The organism is Novosphingobium sp. AP12, from assembly GCF_000281975.1.
GTDB lineage: Bacteria > Pseudomonadota > Alphaproteobacteria > Sphingomonadales > Sphingomonadaceae > Novosphingobium.
On sequence record NZ_AKKE01000009.1, the window covers coordinates 168,973 to 189,900 of the forward strand.

At 66.0% G+C, this 20,928-nt stretch carries 15 protein-coding genes; 4 read left to right on the plus strand and 11 right to left on the minus strand.

Annotated elements, in window-relative coordinates; translation table 11 throughout:
- Positions 1–7 precede the first annotated feature (7 nt).
- From aqpZ to PMI02_RS01765, 9 genes are all read right to left on the minus strand, one after another.
- On the minus strand, positions 8–748 hold the full coding sequence (gene aqpZ / locus PMI02_RS01725) for an aquaporin Z (protein WP_007677807.1): 741 nt from the start codon (positions 746–748) through the stop codon (positions 8–10).
- Between the two features lie 138 nt (positions 749–886).
- Positions 887–2,554 (minus strand): arylsulfatase, encoded by a 1,668-nt coding sequence (locus tag PMI02_RS01730; RefSeq protein WP_007677809.1) that lies wholly within the window; start codon positions 2,552–2,554, stop codon positions 887–889.
- Positions 2,555–2,582: 28 nt separating this feature from the next.
- Positions 2,583–5,009, minus strand: a complete 2,427-nt coding sequence (locus PMI02_RS01735) for a TonB-dependent receptor (protein ID WP_007677812.1) — start codon at positions 5,007–5,009, stop codon at positions 2,583–2,585.
- 149 nt (positions 5,010–5,158) lie between these two features.
- Entirely contained in the window at positions 5,159–6,031 is an 873-nt protein-coding gene (locus tag PMI02_RS01740) for a TauD/TfdA family dioxygenase (protein ID WP_007677814.1), read from the minus strand.
- Between the two features lie 33 nt (positions 6,032–6,064).
- Positions 6,065–7,471, minus strand: coding sequence for an MFS transporter (locus tag PMI02_RS01745; RefSeq protein ID WP_007677816.1), 1,407 nt, complete (start codon positions 7,469–7,471; stop codon positions 6,065–6,067).
- A 71-nt stretch (positions 7,472–7,542) separates the two neighbouring features.
- Positions 7,543–8,499, minus strand: a complete 957-nt coding sequence (locus PMI02_RS01750; RefSeq protein ID WP_007677818.1) for a TauD/TfdA family dioxygenase — start codon at positions 8,497–8,499, stop codon at positions 7,543–7,545.
- 570 nt (positions 8,500–9,069) lie between these two features.
- Positions 9,070–10,890, minus strand: coding sequence for a bifunctional diguanylate cyclase/phosphodiesterase (locus PMI02_RS01755; RefSeq protein WP_007677820.1), 1,821 nt, complete (start codon positions 10,888–10,890; stop codon positions 9,070–9,072).
- A 129-nt stretch (positions 10,891–11,019) separates the two neighbouring features.
- Complete coding sequence (locus PMI02_RS01760) at positions 11,020–12,708, minus strand: hypothetical protein (protein WP_007677823.1); 1,689 nt, start codon at positions 12,706–12,708, stop codon at positions 11,020–11,022.
- A gap of 123 nt (positions 12,709–12,831) precedes the next feature.
- A complete protein-coding gene (locus tag PMI02_RS01765; RefSeq protein ID WP_007677826.1) occupies positions 12,832–13,107 on the minus strand; it encodes an HU family DNA-binding protein in 276 nt (91 codons plus the stop codon).
- Between the two features lie 278 nt (positions 13,108–13,385).
- Here PMI02_RS01765 and PMI02_RS01770 point away from each other — a divergent pair, with 278 nt between their 5' ends.
- A complete protein-coding gene (locus PMI02_RS01770; protein WP_007677828.1) occupies positions 13,386–13,766 on the plus strand; it encodes a ribonuclease HI in 381 nt (126 codons plus the stop codon).
- 9 nt (positions 13,767–13,775) lie between these two features.
- Here PMI02_RS01770 and PMI02_RS01775 read toward each other — a convergent pair whose 3' ends face one another.
- Positions 13,776–14,039 carry a hypothetical protein gene (locus tag PMI02_RS01775; RefSeq protein WP_007677829.1) on the minus strand — a complete coding sequence of 88 codons (264 nt, stop codon included), beginning with the start codon at positions 14,037–14,039 and terminating at the stop codon, positions 13,776–13,778.
- 153 nt (positions 14,040–14,192) lie between these two features.
- Positions 14,193–14,822, minus strand: coding sequence for a TetR/AcrR family transcriptional regulator (locus tag PMI02_RS01780; protein WP_007677830.1), 630 nt, complete (start codon positions 14,820–14,822; stop codon positions 14,193–14,195).
- Between the two features lie 111 nt (positions 14,823–14,933).
- On the opposite strand from PMI02_RS01780, the gene PMI02_RS01785 reads away from it, so the two are divergent.
- Genes PMI02_RS01785 through PMI02_RS01795 form a run of 3 tightly spaced genes read left to right on the plus strand, consistent with a single transcriptional unit; the run spans position 14,934 to position 20,803 of the window.
- Positions 14,934–16,115 carry an efflux RND transporter periplasmic adaptor subunit gene (locus PMI02_RS01785; protein ID WP_007677831.1) on the plus strand — a complete coding sequence of 394 codons (1,182 nt, stop codon included), beginning with the start codon at positions 14,934–14,936 and terminating at the stop codon, positions 16,113–16,115.
- 6 nt (positions 16,116–16,121) lie between these two features.
- A complete protein-coding gene (locus tag PMI02_RS01790) occupies positions 16,122–19,334 on the plus strand; it encodes an efflux RND transporter permease subunit (RefSeq protein ID WP_007677834.1) in 3,213 nt (1,070 codons plus the stop codon).
- A 2-nt stretch (positions 19,335–19,336) separates the two neighbouring features.
- On the plus strand, positions 19,337–20,803 hold the full coding sequence (locus PMI02_RS01795) for an efflux transporter outer membrane subunit (protein WP_007677835.1): 1,467 nt from the start codon (positions 19,337–19,339) through the stop codon (positions 20,801–20,803).
- Positions 20,804–20,928 lie beyond the last annotated feature (125 nt).

A 20,928-nucleotide genomic window follows, 5' to 3' on the forward strand; every position in this document is an offset into this window, starting at 1 on the left:
CTCGCGGCTAGACCTTTTCCATTCCCGAGACGTCGGGTCGGGGCATTTCGGCGAAGATCGTACGGTAGATTGCACCTGCCGCAAGTCCGCCCAACAGCGGCGCGACCCAGAACAGCCATAGCTGCTGAAGCGCCAGCCCGCCGACGAGCAGCGCCGGACCCGTGCTCCTCGCCGGATTGACCGACGTGTTGGTGACCGGGATACTGATGAGGTGGATCAGCGTCAGCGCGAGACCGATGGCGATCGGTGCGAAGCCTGCCGGTGCGCGTCCATCGGTCGCGCCCAGGATGACCAGCAGGAACCCGGCCGTCAGCACGACTTCCGCGATCACGGCGGAGGTGAGCGAGTAGCCGCCCGGCGAGCCCTCGCCATAACCGTTCTGGGCGAGGCCGCTGGACGCCAGATCGAAGGACGGGATGCCGGCCGCAATGAGATAGATCACCACGCTGGCGATCAAGGCGCCAATCACCTGCGCGATGATGTAGGGCAGGATGTCACGCGAGGGAAAGCGTCCCCCCGCCCACAGGCCCACGGTCACGGCGGGGTTGAGGTGGCAACCGGAGATATGGCCGATGGCATAGGCCATCGTCAGGACCGTCAGGCCGAATGCCAGCGCCACGCCCAGCGCACCAATCGAAGCCGGTGGCCCGGCCGCGAGCACGGCGCTGCCGCACCCGCCCAGCACCAGCCAGAATGTACCGATCGTTTCCGCGGCCGCCCTTCGGCCAATGGTGGGGGTCACAATCACTGCGGCTTCCTTCCTAGGTTAGCACGGCGGTTTACGTGCAGCTGGGAAGAGTATGACGCTCAGAGAGCCAAGGTATCGGGGATAACCCGGAGCACGGGGCCGGGGAGCCGGAAAGGAACTCCCCGGCCCTGGCTGTCCTTACCGCCTGACGGGGCGGTCGACGATGGTCTGGCGTGGATCGGGCAACACCACGCCCACCTGTTTCGCATAGGCGTCCCAGGCCGCGACGAGCTGCGCCTTGCGCGCGGGCTCCTTGTCGGAGAGGTCGGTCGTTTCGCCGGGGTCTGCGGCGAGGTCGAACAGCCGCCAGGCCCTGCCGTCGCCGAGATCGACGAGCTTCCAGTCGCCCTGCCGCAGCGAGCGGCCGCCGAACAGTTCGTCGCCCACCGGCTTGTCGGCGGGGTAGACGCGGTCCGACTTGCCACCCAGCCATCCGGCCCAGCTCAGTCCCCGGATCGGCGTCACTGCCCTGCCCGCGAATCTGCTGCCCGGATTGTCTACATGGGCAAGGTCGAGGACGGTCGGCACCACGTCCATGACGTTGGTATAGGCGGTGCCCACCCCTTGCCTGACGTCCGGTCCGGTCACGAACGAGACGACGCGGGTACCGCCCTCGCTCTCGAACGCCTTGACCCGCCACGAGGGCGCGGTGGCGGCGGAGGCCCAGCCCGGACCGAGGTACTCGTAGGAAGTGGCGGCGCCGATGTTCTCGATGCGGTTGTCTGCCCTGGCGTAGACGGCGTTGAGCATGCCCATGCTGGGTTCGGACAGGACGGAGCCTTCGGCGCCGTTGTCGGCGAGGAAAAGGATGACGGTGTTATCGTATTCCCCGGTGTCCTTGAGCGCCTGGATCACCTGCCCGACGCCTTTGTCCAGCCCATCGACCATGGCGGCGTAGACCTCCATGCGCCGCGTCTCGCGCGCCTTCTCGTCAGGCGTGAGTGTGTCCCAGCGGGCGGACAGGTCGGTGACGTGCGGGACGACGCCGGGCTTCAGGAGGCCGAGTTGCTGCTGCCGCTTGAGGCGCTGTTCTCGCAATACGTCGTAACCGGAGTCATAGCGGCCCTTGTACTTGGCGATGACCTCTGGCGGCGCCTGAAGCGGGAAGTGCGGCGCTGTGAAGGCGAGGTAGGCGAAGAAAGGCTTGCCGCCGTCCGCCCCCTTCTTGCCCGCCTTCAGCTGGCCGACGAGCTGGGACGCAAAGTAATCGGACGAGTAGAACCCCGGCGGCAGGCTGGTGAGCTGCTGGCCGTTCTGCGTATAGGACCAACCCTTGTCGCCCGGCTTCTGGGCGACATCGCGCCCGAAGTGATTGTGGCCGCCCTGCAGCAGCGCGAAGCTCGTCTGGAAGCCTCGCGCGTGTGGGTCCTGCGCCGGGGTCAGGCCAAGGTGCCACTTGCCGGAATAGTGCGTGCGATAACCGCCAGCCTCCAGCAGTTCGGCGATCGACGCGGTGTCGGCGCGCAGGTAGCCTTCGTGCCCCGGCTTGCCGACCTGGTTGGGCGCGATGACTTCGGCCATGTTGCCGAGCCCTGCCTCGTGATGGTCCAACCCCGTCAGCAGCATCGACCGCGTGGGTGAGCAGGTCGGCGCCGTGTGGAATCCCGTTAGCTTGAGCCCGCGCGCGGCCAGCGCGTCGAGGTTGGGCGTGTCGATCTCGCCCCCGAACGCGCCGATGTCCGAATAGCCGAGATCGTCGGCGACGATGACGAGGAAGTTGGGACGCTTTTGGTGTTCCTGCGCCGCCACCGGCAGGCTGGATGCGAGCGTGACGCCCGCCGCCAGCAAGGCGAATTTCCGTTTCATATCGTTCTCCCCTTTGTATCGTCGATGATCACCACTTGACCCGCAGCGTTGCACCCACCGTCCGGGGATCGCCGACGGAGCCGTTGATCACGCCGAATGTGCCGGGCGAGCGCGAGATGTAGTAGTCCTCGTTGGTCAGGTTGCGGGCCCAGAACGCGAAGTCGTAGACGCCGTCCGCCGTGCGCAGCCCGATCCGCGCGTTGAGCAGGCCGTAGCCCGGCACGTTGCCGTAGATGCTGTTGGTGGGCGTCGCATTGAACGAGGAGCGGTGCAGGTAGTCTGCATGCGCGTAGACCTCGAAGGTCTGGTTTAGCGGCTGCGCCACGTCGGCGCCGAGCGAATAGGCGAATTTCGAGACGCCGGGCAGGCGCACGCCCGACAGGTTCTGGTTCTGGACCGTGCCGGGGATCGACAGTTCGGGCCGCTGCGGCGCGTTCTCGTAGCTGACATACTTGGCATCGGTGTATGCGGCCGACGCGGTCAGGTTGATCCAGCGGCTCGGAGAGAAGGATAGATCGGTTTCGATGCCCTTCGATCGGACCTTGGGGATGTTGGCGATGTACTGGTTGGTCGCCGTGGAGCCCGGGATCTGTTCCGAGACGTTGGCCTGGTAGTCCCTGATTTCGGTCAGGAAGGCGGCGGCATTGAAGGTCAACTTGCGGTCGAAGAGCTGCGACTTCAGCCCGATTTCGTAAGCGTCGACGGTTTCGGGATCGACCGTCGGGCGGCTCGCACCGCCGGCGGTGACGTTGAGGCCGCCCGATTTGCTGCCGCGCGAATAGCTGGCGTAGACCAGCGCGTCCGGTGTGACCTTGTAGCCCAGCGTCAGCAGGCCAGAGACCGCATCATCCTTGAGAGCGGCCTCGAAGGACAGGTTGCTCAGTTGGTTGGCGGGCGCGTTCCGGATCGCGGTGACCGCTACCCGCTGCGCGGGCGTCAGGGTGGCGAGGTCAACACCGCTGCTGGCGACCTGGTAGCGCGTGAACGAGCCGTCCTTGTCCTCGTGGGTGTAGCGCAGGCCGCCGGTCAGCGTCAGCTCGTCGGTGATGTGCCAGTCGAGCTGGCCGAAGGCGGCGTAGCTCTTGGTCCGGGGGTCCGAATAGCTGTCGGCCTCGAAGCCAGTGAGCGCCAGCGCGGTGTTGGCGATCGTGGCAGCCGGAACCGTGGCCGGATTAAGGTTCCAGGCGGCAAAGTCCGCGCCGTACTGGGTCGCGCCGTAGCCGCGGATGACCTGCCAGAAGTAGAACAGGCCCGCGACGTAATCGATCTTGTTGTCGCCGTTGGAGGCGATCCGCAGTTCCTCGCTGAACTGGCGCTGGAAGTTCTGCTGCTGCGCCTTGAGGTTGACGGCAAGCGAGGTGCCGTCGCCATCGTTCGCCGGATACCAGTCCCACCAGCGATAGGCCGTGACCGAGGTCAGCGTGGCCGGCCCCAGGTCCCAGTCGACCTGGCCGGAGACGCCGTAGCTCTCCATGTTGGCCTGGAAAGGCGAATCGGCATTGCCGACCCGCTGGAAGGCGTCGGGTTCAGGCAGCGTGTAGCCGGTGCGCGCGGCGCGGTCGAAGATGTTGTTGGCGATGCGGGCGCCATTGGCATAAGTCGAGAAGTAGCCGTCGATCAGGGTCAGCGAGTAGTGCTGCTTCTGTTTCGAATAGTCCCCGATGATGCGGATCTTCACGTCGTCGGTCGGCTTGACGAGAAGCTGCCCGCGGACCGTGAAGTTGTCGTAGTCCTGGGCCTTGCGAAGGTCGTACCGGTTGAGCAGGAATCCGTCGCGGTGGGTGTCGGCGAGGCTGAGGCGCAGCGCGACCTTGTCGGCGATCAGCGGCGCCGATCCCGAGAAGCGGACCTGGTGGTAGCCATAGTCGCCCAGCGTCGCCTCGCCGGTGAATTCGGGATCGAAGCTCGGCTCTCGCGAGGTCACGTTGATCGCGCCCGCCGTGGTGTTCTTGCCAAACAGCGTGCCTTGCGGCCCGCGTAGAACCTCGACCTGGGCAAGGTCGACGAGGTCGAACTGCGACTGGCCGGGGCGCCCGTAGTAGACCCCGTCGAGGTAGAAGCCGACGCCGTACTCCAGCCCGTCCACTGCCAGCGAGGAGTTGGCGCCGAGGCCGCGGATGTTGATGTTGCTGTTGCGCGGGTTGAAGCTGGCGATCTGGAGGCTGGGCACCAGCTGCTGGATCTGGTTGAGCGTGAAATTGCCGGTGTTCTCGAGCGTCTCGCCGCCGATCACACTGATTGCCACGGGCACGTCCTGCGAGTTCTCCTCGCGGCGCCGGGCAGTGACGAGGATCGGGGCCCCGTAGCTGGCGTCATCGGCGACGACATCGGCCGCAGCCGCGTCGGCAGCCGTGTCATCGGCGGCAAGCGCCGGGGTTGTTCCCGCAAGCGCCATGGCCGCGATGCTCGCACTGAGGAGCGCTCGGCGTTTGGTAGCGGGGTTGGTGGTCTTCATGATGTTTCCCTGTTTTCCTGTGTCTTTTGCGCGCGCGAGCTCTCTGCGTGACCGGCGCGCGGGTAGGCTTGGCGGGAGACGGCGACCTGCCGTCTCCCGCATGATCTGTGTGTGGGATGGACCGGGCGGCTGCGTGCCACCCGGAGCGGTCAGCGCGAGGGGCGCTCGCCCGCGGCGACGACGCGCACCAGCTGGCGCTGCGCGTTGCCGTAGTCCGCGACGCCCTTGTGCTGGACGGCGCGGTTGTCCCAGATCGCCACCGTTCCGGGGCGCCACTTGAGGCGGACCTGATGCTCCGGCTGGGAAAAGCGCTGCTTGAGGTAGTCCAGCAGTTCCCTGCCCTCGCCCTCGGGCAGTCCGACCAGTTCCTCGGTGAAGCCCTCGTTGACGTAGAGGACCTTGCGGCCGCTGAAGGGGTGCGTGATCACCACCGGGTGCTGCACGCCGTTGTACCGGCCGAGGTAGTCGTCGAGGTCGGCTTTGTCGGTGATCAACTTGTAGGCCTTGCCGTTGGGCCGGTGGATCGCGGTCAGCGTATCGATCCGGTCCTTCACGTCTTGCGACAGGCCCTCGTAGGCCGAGACACCGCTCGACCACAGGGTGTCGCCGCCAAGCTCGGGCGCGATCACGCTGCGCAGGACGGAGACGAGGTAAGGCTTTTCCAGGTACGTTGCATCGGCATGCCAGGGCGTGCCGTAGTAGGCGTTGGCATAAGGCCCGGTGTTCATCGGCTGGACGTCCTCGGCCTTGACCCCGCGACGCTTGGCGATGCTGTCGGCGACGGGCGGGCCGAACACGCGGCCGATGGCGGCCTGCTGCTCGTTATCGACGCCGGTGTCGCGGAAGAACAAGACCTGATGCTCCCAGAGCAGCGAGCGCAGGAGCGCGGCGGTCGACTCGGTGATCGGTGCGGCAAGGTCGATGCCATGCACTTCGGCGCCGAGATTGGCCTCGACCCGGATTACTTCGATGGCGCCGGCATCGTAGGTTTCGGCGACCTTCAGGGCGGTGACTGCGTTCATGATGAAGTCCTTTCGGCGATCTGGAGCCGGGGCTCAGGATGCGGGCGCGAGGTTCGCCTGTCGGTCGAGTTCGCGGCGGACGGCGGCGTGGGTGGTCTCGTCGAGCGGGAACCCGCGCAGCAGGAGGGCGGAGACAAGGTGCGCCAGCGCCGGGCCGAGCGCGAAGATCAGCAGGAGCGCGCTGAGAGCCTCAGGGCTCTGGCTGGCGGCGGCGGGATCGAAACCGGCTGCTGCGACCAGCGGGAAGGCGATGCCGACGGCCAGCGCCATGCCTGCCTTCATGGATATGCTGAAAGTCGAGAAGAACAGCGCGGTGCGGTCCTGTCCGGTCCTCAGGCGATGGTGGTCGGCGACGTCGGCGACCATGGCGCGCAGCATCAGGTTACCCGATCCCTGGGCGAGGCCCTGTGCGATGGTCAGGCCGATCAGCAGGGACAGATTGCCCGGCGTCACCAGCAGCAGCGAGAGATTGATCGCGACCTGCACCAGTTCACCGGTGATGGCGGTGCGGTGCTTGCCGAGCCGAGCGGCGATGCTCATCCAGATCGGGCCGGCGACGATGCCGAATACGAACTGCGAGAGCAGCAGCACGGCGCCCAGTTGCGGCAGGCCCATGTAGAAGGTGACGACGAACAGGAACAGACTGCCGCGCACCCCCTGCCCGAACGTCACCGCGAGGTCGGAGAGCACCACGCGCAGCAGCAGCTTCTCGCCGAGGACGAGACGGAGTGTCTCGCCAAGGCGCGGACGTTCACGCTTTACAGGCGAGGGTACGAGGGGCGCATCGGGAAAGGCGCGCAGCGTCAGGAAGGCGGCGGGCACCAGCGTCAGCAGGATGACCCCGCCCATCGCGGCAAGGCGCAGGCGGTCGTCGCCGGGCCGCACCTGGTCGATCAGCGCCGGGAGCAGCATCACCAGCAGCAGCGCGCTGGCGCTGGCGACGGTCACGAAAGTGGCGATGCGGGTGCGCTCGTTATAGTCGGTCGAGATTTCGCCGGACCACGCCAGGTAGGGGATCTGGATCATCGCCCAGCCCAGGTAGAAGGCAAAAAGCGCCGCGCCGAGGTAGAGCGGGGTCACCGTGTTCGGCGGGAAGAACAAAGCGACCGTCGAGAGCGCGTAGACCGCCATGCCGCCCGCGATCCACGGCCGGCGCCGACCGAAGCGGCTGCGGGTGCGGTCGCTGAGCATGCCCACCACCGGATCGGCGAAGGCACCCCAGAGACGTTCGGCCAAGAAGATCGTGCCCAGCATCGCGAGCGAGATGTGGAAGCGCTGCGCGTAGATCGAAGGCAGGAAGTTGGCGATCGGCACCTGCGCCGCCGCCACTGGCGCCGCCAGCGTGGAAAACGCGGCAAGGCGGCCGAAAGCTATGCCCTGCCGCTTCTCGCGAGGCTGGGGCGCTGTCGATAGCGCGGTGGGGGCAAAAATCGTGGCCATGACGGACTCCCGAAGCCGCAGGATGCGGCGGGCCGAGGCATTTCAGAGCCCCGGCCCGTGCGTGGTGGCGCTCAGGCCGGGGCGTGATCCGCAGCCGGTTCCTTGCGGACCGTCGTGCTGATGCGGCCGTCGATGCCCACCGGAACGTCACCGTGGACGGTGGCCCGGCGCAGCGTGCGCCGCTGGAGCGCGAAGTCCGCAACGGCGCGGTGCTGCGTGGCGCGGTTGTCCCAGAAAGCGACGTCGCCCGCCTGCCAGCGCCAGCGCACGACGTTCTCCTCGCGAGTGATGTGTTCCTGCAGAATGTCGAAGATGCGGGCGGAGTCCTTCTGGCTCAGGCCCACGAAGTCGCGCACGAAATGGCCGAGGAGCAGGCTGCGCTCGCCCGATACGGGATGGACGCGCACCACTGGGTGCTCGGTCTCGTAGATGGTCGAGGCGAAGACGTTCTTCTGGTAGTTGGCCCGTTCCTTCTGCGCGTCCGAGGTGTCCTTCGTGATCCCGAAGCGCGCGGCGTAGTCATAGTTATTGGTGTGGGTCGCCCAGAGCGTGTTGGCGAGCTGGCGCAGCGGCTCGGGGAGCCCCTCGTACGCCGTCACCGTGTTGGCCCAGACGGTGTCGCCGCCCGCGTCCGGCACGGTCAGCGCACGCAGGATCGAGCCTTTGGGATAGGCGTCGACGAAGGTCACGTCAGTATGCCAGCTCGATGCCGCGTAGCCTTCCTTGCTGTCGAGTTCGAGCAAGGTGCGCGAGCCTTCCGCGACCGGCACGGTGGGGTGGGCAACCGGATCGCCGAACAGGGCGGCGAAGGCCTCGTGCTGCTCGTTGTCGAGGTGGTCCTGGCCGCGGAAGAAGATCACCTTGTGGCGCACGAGCGCGGCGTCGATCGCGGCAACGGTCTCGGCGTCGAGTTCACCCGACAGGCGCACGCCGCGAATTTCGGCGCCGATCCGGCCGCCGACCGGCACGATGTCGAGCGGTGAGGCGGGATCCTTGGCATTGGGATAACGGTCGATAAGCGTGGTCATGGGACGCCTTCCAGAATTAAGCATGGGGAATGGTCGCGGCAGGCACCGACGAGCGCCTCCGCTGCCGCAAACGCGGCGTGGGTTCGGATTGAAGTTCTGAAGCGGCGGAAGCCGGGCGCCGGCCTGAGGTCAGGTGCGAAAAGCACTCTCCCGCGGCGGTCGGGTCAGCTGTCGTTCGAAGATATGCGCATCGTATCACCTCATCGTCTCGAGAGGGGAACACGAGGCCTGGCGTTGTCGCCCGAGCATCGCGCGCTTTAGCGGTTGGTAACGCGGAGCAAGCTGCTTCCCGATCAAAAGCCGCGGGTCAGTACATCTGCTTGCAGGACGGCTGACCTCCGCACTGCGTAATGTCTACTTATTTGGTTGAGAGACGGTTGGTCAATGCAAGTTTTTCTGTGCCGCCGAGAGGTGCAGCTTGTCACGGGCACCGCGGCACCGATAATCATCTGAAAATTATCGGAAATCGCTCGGCCCCAAGCGGGTCTGGGCGATATGCTCGGGCCTGATCGACCCGTCGGGACTTCGCCCCTGCGATGGACGGCCAGGTTCTTGGCGCTGTTTGCTTCGTCAGGCGCTCAAGGCATGCGCGGGTGCGAAGGCAGGCGCGCACGTCTGCGAAGCCATCATCGCCGCCGCCACGTCACCGCTGACGGCGGGGGAGTAAAGATAGCCCTGCCCCATCGAGCATCCCAGTTCGATCAACTGGAGCGCCTGGTCGGCCGTCTCGATCCCCTCGGCGACGACGCGGATTCCCAGCTTGGCCGCGATGCCGATCACTCCGCCTACGATGGCCTGGCTGGGCCCGTGCGAGACGATCCGGTCGACGAAGGACTTGTCGATCTTGATGTAGTCCACCGGCACCGTCATGAGGTGAGTGAGCGAGGCGTAACCGGTCCCGAAATCGTCGAGCGCGACTTCCAGGCCGCGCGAGCGCAGCTCTTCCACCGATTGCTGTACCACCCCGGCGTCATCGTCCATGTAGACAGACTCCGTCACCTCGAGGATGAGGTGGCTCAGGGGCACGCCTTCCCGCTCGAAAGTGTCGGTCAGAGCCTCGTAGATCGAAGCGCCGTGGAAGTCGGCAGAGGAGACGTTGATACTGACGTGCTGGAGCGGGATGCCGCTGGCGAGCCACTGGCGCACGTCGCTGGCAACGCGGGCCATCATCCGGGCGGTAAGGGTGCTGGCGATATGCGCGTCCGTGGTCGCTTCGTGGAAGGCAGCGGCCGAAACCAGCCGGTCATCCACACGCATCCGGCATAGAGCCTCCATCCCGACGATCTCACCCGTCTCGAGCCGCACGACGGGCTGGTATTGCGGTTCGATCCGGTCCTCGCGCAGGGCAAGGTCGACATCTCGGATGGCGGTCAGGCGCCGCGTCATGCGCGTGCCTATGCCGGACCAATAGAGCACATAGCCGCCGCGCCCTGTTTCCTTGGCGTGGTATAGTGCGAAGTCAGCGTTCTGCCGCACCCTTTCGGCGGTCTCATCCTCAAGCGCTAGCATCGCGACGCCCATCGTGCCGCGCGGAACGATGACGTTGCCGCCGCAATCGGCCGGCAATCCCAGTTCACGCAAGTAGGCGGAGGCAGTTGTTCCCAGATCGTACAGGGCAGGCTCTGTCCGCACAATGATGGCGAATTCGTCGCCCCCTATGCGGAAGGCCCTCTCCGGGAAGGCCGCAATGGTCAGGCGGTCCGCGACCTGCTTGAGTAGCATGTCGCCCGCATGGTGCCCGAACGTGTCGTTCACGACCTTCAGGTTGTCGAGATCGAGCAGGCACAGCGCCCAGGCACCAGGCTGGCTGCAATCGAGGTCCGAAAGCGCCGCATTGAACGCGGCGCGATTGGCGAGACCGGTCAGCGCGTCCGTATTGGCGCGGCGTTCGTACTCCATCACCCTGCGGTGTCGGTCGAGCGCGATGGCGCAGAGATGGACACAGCGATCCACGATTTCGCGCTCATGTGGGGACGGTCCCCTGCTCTCCCTGAAATAGAGCGCGCAGGTGGCGATCGGAGTGCGCTGGGAGCCGAAGATCGGCCGTGACCAGCAGGCCCTGATGCCAAGCGGGAGCACGAGGTGCCGGTATGCGTCCCAGCGCGGATCCGTGGCGATGTCCTTCGTCGTCACGTCCTCGCCGAGGTAGGCGGCCGTGCCGCAGGTCCCCGCATGAGGACCGGCCGGCACGCCGTCGATCTCGGCACTGTAGGATGCGGGCATGCTGGGCGCGGCGAGCGAACGGATGCGCCCGATCGGATCGATGGTCAAAATCGAACAGATGACGTCCGGGAATATGCGCTCGACTTCGATGCACAGCTTCACTGCCGTATCGACCAGCGGATCGCCCTTCGCGATCATCTCTAGGATCGTGTTCTGCAGCTCGATCATCGGCGCCTTGTTGTAATGACCAGCGGTCGCATTTTTCTGACATGTAAGTGTTAAGGATTTGCCCGGCCATGCCCAATCGGCCCACCCGCTTCTATGCCGGCGCGCACAAGTGAACGCTCATATAGCTGCTTAGATCCCGAGGGCTTTCGTCATCACGTCGAATGCGCTTTCGAGGCCATGGCCACCCTGGCCTGCGCGGCGAGCGGCCATCGGCGCTTCTTCGATGACCAGTACGCCCTCTCCCGCCTCTACCTTGTCCTTGAACAGTTGTTCGTAGCCGAAGAAGTAGGGCCAGAACGTCTCTGTCCGGCTGACGGAGTAGGCAAGGTCGGCGGAGAACCCGACCAGTTGCGCCCGCCCGAAGACGCGCCCGCGCTCGGCGCGCTCCACCCGGACACCGCGGCCGCCCTTTACCACGAGGCGGCACGGGCCGTGGAAAACCAGATAGCGAAGCTGCAGCGTCAACCAGGCGTTGAGCGAGCCGAGCCGCCAGTGCGAGGTGATCCGCAGCGGCTTCTCGACCGGTTGCGCGACGGCGGCCAAGGCGCGGGGTTGCAGCACGCAAGAACTGTCAGCGGGCAGTGTTATCGTCGTTACTTCGGCGAACGGATCGCGGATCGCTGAGACGGTAGTCACCTCGCCCTCCCCGCGGATGCGGGTAAGAAAGGTCAACCCGCTCACCCAGCTGGCCAGCGGATGGCGCCAGTCGAGCAGCCACTGCGTCGCCTTGGCGCCGACCTGCGAGGTCGTCTGGAGATACGATTGGCGGACCAGCAGTTCCTCGCCGACCTCGAGCCTGATCGGAACCGAGGTTGCGCTGCGCTCGGCGGGCGGGATTGTCGACCCACGGCCGCCCGGCACCGCGAGCCGGATGGCAGGGCGCCGCTCCGCAAGAGGCGCGAGCCCGGTCCAGAACAGGATGCGGATGAGGAATGGCGCCGCAAGAATGAGCACGAGCGCCCAGAAAGCCTTCAGCAGAAGGCTGTTCACATGCCACTTCTCGGCCCAGAGTTGCAGCTTCTGCGCGTAAGTGCCGTTCCAGCGGGTTTCCGCCTCGTCCCTTGCACGCGAGAGTTCTGTCAGCGCAACGTCGAACGTCTGCGTGAGGCCGTGACGCGAGGCCTCGAATGCGGCCTGCGCCTGCTGGACGCTGCCCTCGACGTAGGCGATGTCCGCCAGGGCCTTCCGAGCGTTGTCGCGCTCGCTGCATCGGCGTTCCCGCGTGGCCGAGATCGCCTTGTGCTCGGGACTTTCGAGCCAACTGCGCAGCCGGTACGACCACACTGCTTCAAGGTTGCGCTGCCGGCTCGTGGCGTCATCGCAAAGGCCCTGTGCCCGCAGGAGCGTGGTCCGCGCCTGTTGCTGCTTGTCCCGCGCGGAGCGGCGGTCGACCAGGTAGCGGGCCGCCTCAAGGCTGCGCAGCTGTCGTTCGAGAAAAGCGATCCGGAGCTTGCGTTGCTGGTTTGCCAGAAGAACCTGCGGCCCTTCGCGGTAGAGTGCCAGCACGCCCGAGCCTTGGTCGAGTTCCGCCTTGTCGGCATCGAGCGCCTTGCGGGTTTCGAGAATGCGCCGGTCGAGGTCGGCTGTACCCCGGTTTTCGAGCCCGGCCGTCGCGGCCTCGAACTCGCGGATCAGGGCGCCATATCCGCCTCGCAATTGCGTTTCGGCGTCGGCCAGACCGCGGAATGTGGTTTCATGCTCGCTCGCCTGCTGCCAGGCCTGGGCGATGAAGGGCGCGGCGGCGAAGGCCAGCACGAGCGCCAGGTACAGTACTGCGTTACGTAGCAGCCACTGGAAGATAATCTTGAATCGTCTCACCGGCCGGTTTCAATTCCCTGTCGCACCGCGCGCGGTGCAAACGGGTGAAGCGGCCCATCGGCTCCCGCCGTCGCAGAAGGAATTGGCGCCCCGCAAAACGGAGCGCCATCCCCAGCGGGCAGGTCAGCCGTTCAGCTTGTCCTTGATCGCCTTGGCCGGCGCGAAGGCCAGCTTCTTCGAAGCCTTGATGGTCATCGCCTCGCCGGTCGCGGGATTGCGGCCTTCACGCTCCGGGCTGTCCTTGACCTTGAACTTTCCGAAACCGTTGAGCGAAACCTCTTCGCCCTTGGCCGCCGCGTTGCCGATTGCGTCGAAGACCGCGTCGACGAGCTTGCGCGCGTCGGTCTTGGCAATGCCGCTGCTTGCGGCGACAGCATCGGCGAGATCGCTGTTGTTCATGATCATTCTTCCTGTCGAATTGAAGTTATGGGGAACCGGTCCTAGCCACATCTTATGCCCACGTCACGGCCTCAACGACATTTGAAGACCGCGCCGTAGCGATGGCCTACGGACGCCATCTCTTGCGCCAAGGGCCCGCCACGCGTCAACCTACTGTATTACATGCTGCGACTTGCCGCCTCAAATGCAGGTCCGCTGTCTCGAAGCGGCGGTTCCCGGGGACTATTGACGCGCGGCGCGCCCGCGTTCAGCCGGGATATCAGACGGAGGCGGTCCTGATGCGGCGTAGAGTGAAAGTGTTCTTCGATGGCGGCTGCCGCCCCAACCCGGGCCCGATCGAGGTGGCCGTGGTGGTACGCGGCACCGTGCATGTGTTCGAGGATCTCGGCGATGGATCGAACAGCGACGCCGAGTGGCTCGCGCTGATTCGCGCCCTGGAGATCGCGCAGGCGCAAGGTCTCAGCGAGGTCGAACTGATCGGTGACGCCATCGAAGTGATCGGCCATGCTGACCGCGCCTTGCGAACGGGCGAAGCCAACAAAGGTCATGCGGCGCGATTTCTGGCGCTGGCAGCCAAGGACAGGCCGGCGCGGGTGCGCTGGATCAAACGTGAGCAGAACCTGGCCGGCATCGCGCTTGCCGCGCGACATCCCCGCTAGGGCGGAGCGTCAGTTCACACGGCGACGGTGCTTGCCGCCGTACTTCTTGCCGCAGAAGTCGTCGAGTTCGCGCATCTCGCTCGCGGCCGCCGCAGCCAACGCCGATGCGCAGGGCAGGTTGGGTTCGGTCGCGGCCATGCGGGCTTCCACGCGGTCACGCAGTTCTTCGATGTCGGCGCGGGACAGGAGATTCTTTTCCCGCATATAGCAGATGAGGCTCTGCAGCAGGATCATCGCCTTGTCGCCCGGATCAACATCGCTGTTCTCGATCATCTTACCATCCTCTGTAATGACCGTATCCTCGGTCTATGCTTTTGAGAGGATGATACAACACCGGGGCAATGTCCAGCACTGGAAACCGGCCTGCGACGCCGCTGCAGGCCGGTTCGACGATAGGGTGTCCGAAAGAGGATCGGCGGCGGCGGGCTAGGTCCCCAGCGCGGCAACCTCCCTGCCGAGAAGCGCGGCGACATATTCCCGCAAGGTTTCGTGCTCACGATAGGGAAACAGCTCCATCCGGGCCACCATTCCCCAGGAAATCGAGATGATGAAGTCCATCATGGTCGAGCGCCTCTCGGCCGAAGCCCCCGGCGCCAGCGACACGAGTGCGGCCTCAAGGCTGGTGCGCAAGCGCACGTCGACCTTGCGGTTTATCTCCGCAATGATGGGATTGCGGCCGACTTCCGCCAGCAGGTCGCACATCATGCGGCGGTCTTCCGCCGTGGGTTCTTCGGTGGCGATCTTCTCGATCCAGTCGCGAATCGCCTGGCTGTCTCCCGCGGCGACTGCTGCCTCCAGCTTGTCCTCCTCGAGCCAGCCGGCGAGATCGGCCTCGCAGATGGCCGCGATGATCGCCTCCTTGTTGGCGAAATCGCGGTAGATCTGTCCAACGGCGATGCCGGATGCATTGGCGATCTGCGCCATTCCGGTCTGGTGGAAACCTTTTTCGACGAAAAGCGTTCGTGCTGTCTCGAGGAGGTGTCTTCGCCGCGCTGCCGATCTGACCGCACGTCGCCGCTCCATTGTGCCTTCGATGGTGTTTCCTTCGATGGTCATTGCCCTCCCGGCTCCCTCCCGGCTTGCGTTCGATGCTGCAACGCAATAAAGAGCGCTCGAATCATGAGTGAACACTCACTCACGTTTTAACTCTTTCGGCGGACATACTCCATGAAAAAGATCACCCCGGCCCTGGTGCTGCTTTTGTCCGCTTGCGGTGGCGGAGGCGAGCAGCCTGTACCGGCCGGCCCGCCGGAAGTAGGGGTCGTGACCATCCGCACGGAATCAGTGGTGCTGAGCAGCGAGCTTCCGGGCCGCACCAGCGCCTACGAATCCTCGGAAGTGCGCCCGCAGGTCAACGGCCTGATCCTCGAGCGGCTGTTCACCGAGGGCGACCAGGTGCGGGCCGGCCAGCCGCTTTACCGCATCGATCCCGCGCCTTACGAGGCACAGGTCGCCAGCGCCCGTGCTGCCCTGGGCCGCGCGCGTTCGGCGATCGCCTCCACCTCCGCGCTGGCCCGCCGTTATTCCGAACTGGTGAAGATCAACGCGATCTCACGCCAGGATGCCGAGAACGCCGTCGTCAGCGCCCAGCAGGCGCAGGCCGACGTCGCAGCCCAGCAAGCGGCGCTGCGTTCCGCGCAGATCGACCTGGCGCGCACCACGATCCGCGCACCGATCTCGGGCCGGATCGGGCGCTCGACTTATACCACCGGCGCGCTCGTTTCGGCCTCGCAGGCCGATCCGCTCACCACCATCCAGCGCCTCGACCCGATCTTCGTCGACATCCAGCAGTCCAGCGCGGACGTGCTTCGCCTTCGCCAGCAGATGCTCTCGGGCGAACTTTCGCGCGGCGGCGGCGCGGCGCGGGTCCGGCTGAAACTGGAGGATGGCAGCACCTACCCCGAGGAAGGCGCGCTCAAATTCACCGACGTCACCGTCGATCCTGCCACCGGCAGCCAGGTCGTGCGGGCGCAGTTCCCGAACACGCGCGGCCTGCTGCTTCCGGGCATGTACGTGCGCGCCGAACTGGTCGAGGGCACGCGGAGCAACGGCATCCTCGTGCCGCAGTCCGCTGTGTCGCGTGACGAGAAGGGCAGCCCCACCGTCATGGTCGCCGGTGCCCAGGGCAAGGTGGAGATGCGCAAGTTGACCGCGCCGCGCACCGTCGGCACCAACTGGCTGGTCACCGCCGGGCTGAAGCCGGGCGACAAGGTCATCGTCGAGGGCGCGCAGAACCTGCGGCCCGGCGCGACGGTCAAGCCGGTTCCGATGGGGGCGAAGGCCGCCCCGGGCGCCCCTCCTGCCGGCGGGGCGCCCGCCCAGCAGCAGGGCCAGGGCCAGGGACAGTAACCGCACATGGCACGTTATTTCATCGATCGGCCCATCTTCGCATGGGTCATCGCCATCGTCCTTATGATGTTCGGCGCGCTGGCCATCCGCAGCCTGCCGATCTCGCAGTTCCCGGAAATCGCGCCGCCCACGGTCACCATCAGCGCGACCTATCCGGGCGCCGATGCCGAGACGCTGGAGCGCACGACGACGCAGATCATCGAGCAGCAGCTCAAGGGCATCGACAACCTGCGCTACTTCTCGTCGTCGTCCTCGTCGGCCGGTAACGTCACCATCACCCTGACTTTCGAGCAGGGCACCGATCCCGACATCGCGCAGGTCCAGGTCCAGAACAAGCTGCAGGCGGCGACCTCGCTGCTTCCCCAGGACGTGCAGCGCCAGGGCGTGCAGGTCCAGAAGTCGGCGGCAAGCTTCCTGCTGGTCACCGCGATCTATTCCGAGGACGGCAGCCACACCGCCACCGACCTTTCCGACTACATCGTCAGCCAGGTCCAGGACCCGGTAAGCCGCATCAACGGCGTCGGCGAACTCCAGATTTTCGGCACGCAGTACGCGATGCGCATCTGGGTCGATCCGCTCAAGCTGCGCAGCTACAACCTGACGATCGCCGACATCAGCACCGCCGTCTCCGCGCAGAACGCGCAGGTTTCCGCCGGCCAGCTCGGTCAGCTGCCGGCATCGAAGGAGCAGCAGCTCAACGTCACCGTCTCTGTCCAGTCGCGCCTGCAGACGCCCGAGGAATTCGGCAACATCCGCCTGCGCACCGGCCAGGGCGGCGCGGTCGTGCGCCTGCGCGACGTGGCGCGGGTGGAACTTGGCGCCGAAATCTACGGCTTCGAGACGCAGTACAACGGCAAGCCCGCGTCTGGCTTCGGCGTGAGGCTGGCGTCCGGCGCCAATGCGCTCGACACGGTCGATGCGGTGAAGGCCGAGGTCCAGCAGATCGCCAAGAACTTCCCGTCGGACGTCAAGGTCGCCTTCCCCTACGACTCCACGCCGTTCGTCCGTCTCTCGGTCGAGCAGGTGATCCACACGCTGGTCGAGGCAGTGGTGCTCGTGTTCCTCGTCATGTTCCTGTTCTTGCAGAACTGGCGGGCGACGATCATCCCGACCATCGCGGTCCCGGTCGTGTTGCTGGGCACCTTCGGCGTGATGTCGATGCTGGGGTACTCGATCAACACGCTGACCTTGTTCGGCATGGTCCTGGCCATTGGCCTACTGGTCGATGACGCGATCGTGGTTGTCGAGAACGTCGAGCGATTGATCCAGACGGAGCACCTGTCGCCAAAGGAAGCGGCGCGAAAATCGATGGACGAGATCAGCGGCGCGCTGATCGGCATCGGCATGGTGCTGTCCGCGGTGTTCCTGCCGATGGCCTTCTTCGGCGGCTCGACGGGCGTGATCTATCGCCAGTTCTCGATCACCATCGTGTCCTCCATGGCGCTATCGGTGATGGTTGCGCTGATCCTGACGCCGGCGCTCTGCGCCACGATCCTGAAGCCCCACAAGGAGGAGGAGAAGGAGGGCAACGGCCTGTTCGCGCGCTTCTTCCGCTGGTTCAACGACAAGTTCGACAAGGGCACGCAGAAGTACGAAAAGGGCGTGCGCCGTACCGCACGCAGCTGGAAGCGTTCGGGCCTCGTCTACCTCCTGATCGTCGCGATCATGGGTATCCTGTTCGTGCGCCTGCCCGGCGGCTTCCTGCCCGAGGAAGACCAGGGCACGATGTTCGCCATCGTCCAGGGTCCCTCCGGCAGCACCCTGCCCCGGACCCAGAAGGGGTTGGACGTGGTCCGCGACCACTTCCTCAAAACCGAGAAGGCTAACGTCGAATCGGTCTTCACCATCAACGGCTTCTCGTTCAACGGCCAGGGCCAGAGCGCGGGCATGGCTTTCATCAAGCTCAGGGACTGGGCAGATCGCAGCGGGGCGGAGAACCGCGCCGACGCGATCGTGGGCCGCTCGATGGGTGTGTTCTCGAAGTACCGCGACGCCATGATCTTCGCGCTCGTCCCGCCCGCCGTACAGGAACTCGGCAACGCGACCGGCTTCGACCTGTGGCTGGTCGACGAGACCAACATGGGCCACGAGAAGCTGCTCGCCGCGCGCAACCAGTTGCTCGGCATGGCCGGCGGCGACAAGCGCGTGGCGCAGGTCCGCCCGGTCAGCCTCGAGGACGCGCCGCAGCTCGACATCAAGATCGACCAGGACAAGGCGAGCGCGCTCGGCCTCGACCTCGGCGCCATCAACACCGAGATTTCGGCGGCCTGGGGCGGTGCCTACGTCAACGACTTCCTCGACCGCGGCCGCACCAAGCGCGTCTATCTCCAGGCCGACGAGCCCTATCGCCAGGTGCCCGAGGACATCGAGAACTTCTACGTTCGCAGTTCCAGCGGCGAGATGGCGCCCTTCGGAGCCTTCTCCACCCTCTCGTGGAAGCAGGCGCCGGTCATCCTGACGCGCTATAATGGCCGTCCCGCCGTGCAGCTTCAGGGTGCACCCGGCCAGGGCCTGAGCACCGGCGGCGCTATGGAGGCAGTCACCGAGATGCATGAAAAGCTGCCGCCCGGCATCGGGCTCGAGTGGACCGGCCTGTCCTACGAAGAACGCCTCAGTGGCGGCCAGGCACCTGCGCTTTACGCCCTGTCACTCTTCATCGTCTTCCTGTGCCTTGCCGCGCTGTACGAAAGCTGGTCGGTACCGGTCTCGGTGCTGCTGGTGGTGCCGCTGGGCGTGATCGGCGCGGTCTTCGCGGCGTGGCTCACCGGGCTCAACAACGACATCTACCTACAGGTCGGCCTGATCACGACGATCGGCGTGTCCGCCAAGAACGCGATCCTGATCGTGGAGTTCGCCGAGGAGCGCGTGCAGGCGGGTATGAACGCCTTCGACGCGGCGATCGAAGCCGCGAAGCTGCGTCTTCGTCCGATCCTCATGACCAGCCTGGCCTTCGTGTTCGGCGTGCTGCCACTGGCGGTCTCGTCGGGCGCGGGCGCAGGCGGCCAGAACGCCATCGGCCGCGCGGTGGTCGGCGGCATGCTCTCTGCAACCATCTTCGCGATCTTCTTCGTGCCGATGTTCTTCGTCGTCATCTGCCGCCTGTTCAAGCACGGGCAGAACGACAGTGCCGAGGGTTCCGACGAACCTGAACGCCGCCGTGACGACCGCGATGAAATGGGCCGCCATTCCGACGACGGCGCAGCGCCGCAGGGACTTTGAACATGACCAAGCCGCTCATCACCCTGCTTGCCGGCACCGTAATGCTCGCCGGTTGCAACTTGGGGCCCAAGTACGAACGCCCCGGCGGCGCCATCCCGGTGGCGCTGCCGCAGGGCGGCGTCTACCCGCCCGCGCCGACCGACGCGGTCGATGTCTCGCGCATCGGCTGGCGCGACTTCTTCCTCGATCCCCGGCTGCGGCAGGTGATCGAGACGGGCCTTGCCAACAACCGCGACCTCAGGATTGCGGCGGGCAACGTGCTCCAGGCGCGCGCGCAGTACCGCGTCCAGCGCTCCGACCTGCTGCCGACGATCAACGCCGGGGGCACCGCGACCTACACCAACAATGCGGCAAGCGCGGTGCAGGGCGCGGGCACCGGCACGGGCGGCGGTGTGGGAGCGGGCGCCAGCACTTCGCAAGACATCGAGATCTACCAGGCGACGGTCGGCGTGTCGGCCTTCGAACTCGACCTGTTCGGCCGCATCCGCAACCTGTCGCGCGCCGCGCAGGAGCAGTTCTTCGCCACCGAAGAAGCCCAGCGCTCCGCCCGGATCAGCCTGATCGCCGAGATCGCCACCGCCTGGGTGACCATGGCGGCCGATCAGGAACAGCTTCGCCTCTCGCGCGAGACCCTGGGGACTTTCGCGGAAACCCTGCGCCTCACGCGGGAGCAGTTCCGCGTCGGCATCGGCTCCGAGCTGGAAGTCCGCCAGGCCGACACCAACTACCAGGGCGCGGTGAACGACATCGCGACGCTGGAAACGACGGTGGCGCAGGATCAGAACGCACTCAACCTGTTGGTCGGCACCACCGTGCCGCAGGACCAGCTCCCGGCCGGCCTGCCGGACACACCCGCAACGCGTGATGCGCTGCCGTCCGACGTGTCGTCCGACGTACTTCTCCGCCGTCCAGACGTGCTGCAGGCCGAACACCAGCTCATCGCCGAAAACGCCAACATCGGCGCCGCGCGCGCTGCGTTCTTCCCGACGATTTCGCTGACCGGCACGCTCGGCACGCTGAGCACCGGCCTGTCCGGCCTCTTCAAGGACGGTAGCTACAACTATACCGCAGTCCCCGGTATCTCGCTGCCACTGTTCGATTTCGGTCGTCGCACCGGCGACCTCGACTACGCCAAGGCATCGCAGAAAGTGGCGGTCGCGACGTACGAGAAGGCGATCCAGACCGCATTCCGCGAAGTGTCGGACGCCCTCGCCCAACGCGGAAAGATCGGCGACCAGATCCGCGCGCAGGGCAGGCGCGCGGAATCGGCGCAGGTTGCTGCAAAACTTTCCGACGCGCGATTCCGGGCAGGCGTGGATTCGTTCCTCACCACGCTTGATGCGCAGCGGACCGCTTACGCGGCCGAGCAACAACTCGTGTCCACGCGCCTGACGCAGGCGGGCAACCTGGTCGAGCTCTATCGCTCGCTGGGCGGCGGACTAGAGGACGGAACTCCGACCGAGCAGTAAAGGCGGCGCCACCGCCCTTTCCCCACCGCGAGGCGCGTCCGGCCATGCGCGCCGGTGCGTCTCAGGCATCGCAGCGACATTCGATCAGTCAACGCGGTGAGTCGCGGCATGCGCGACCGCGACTA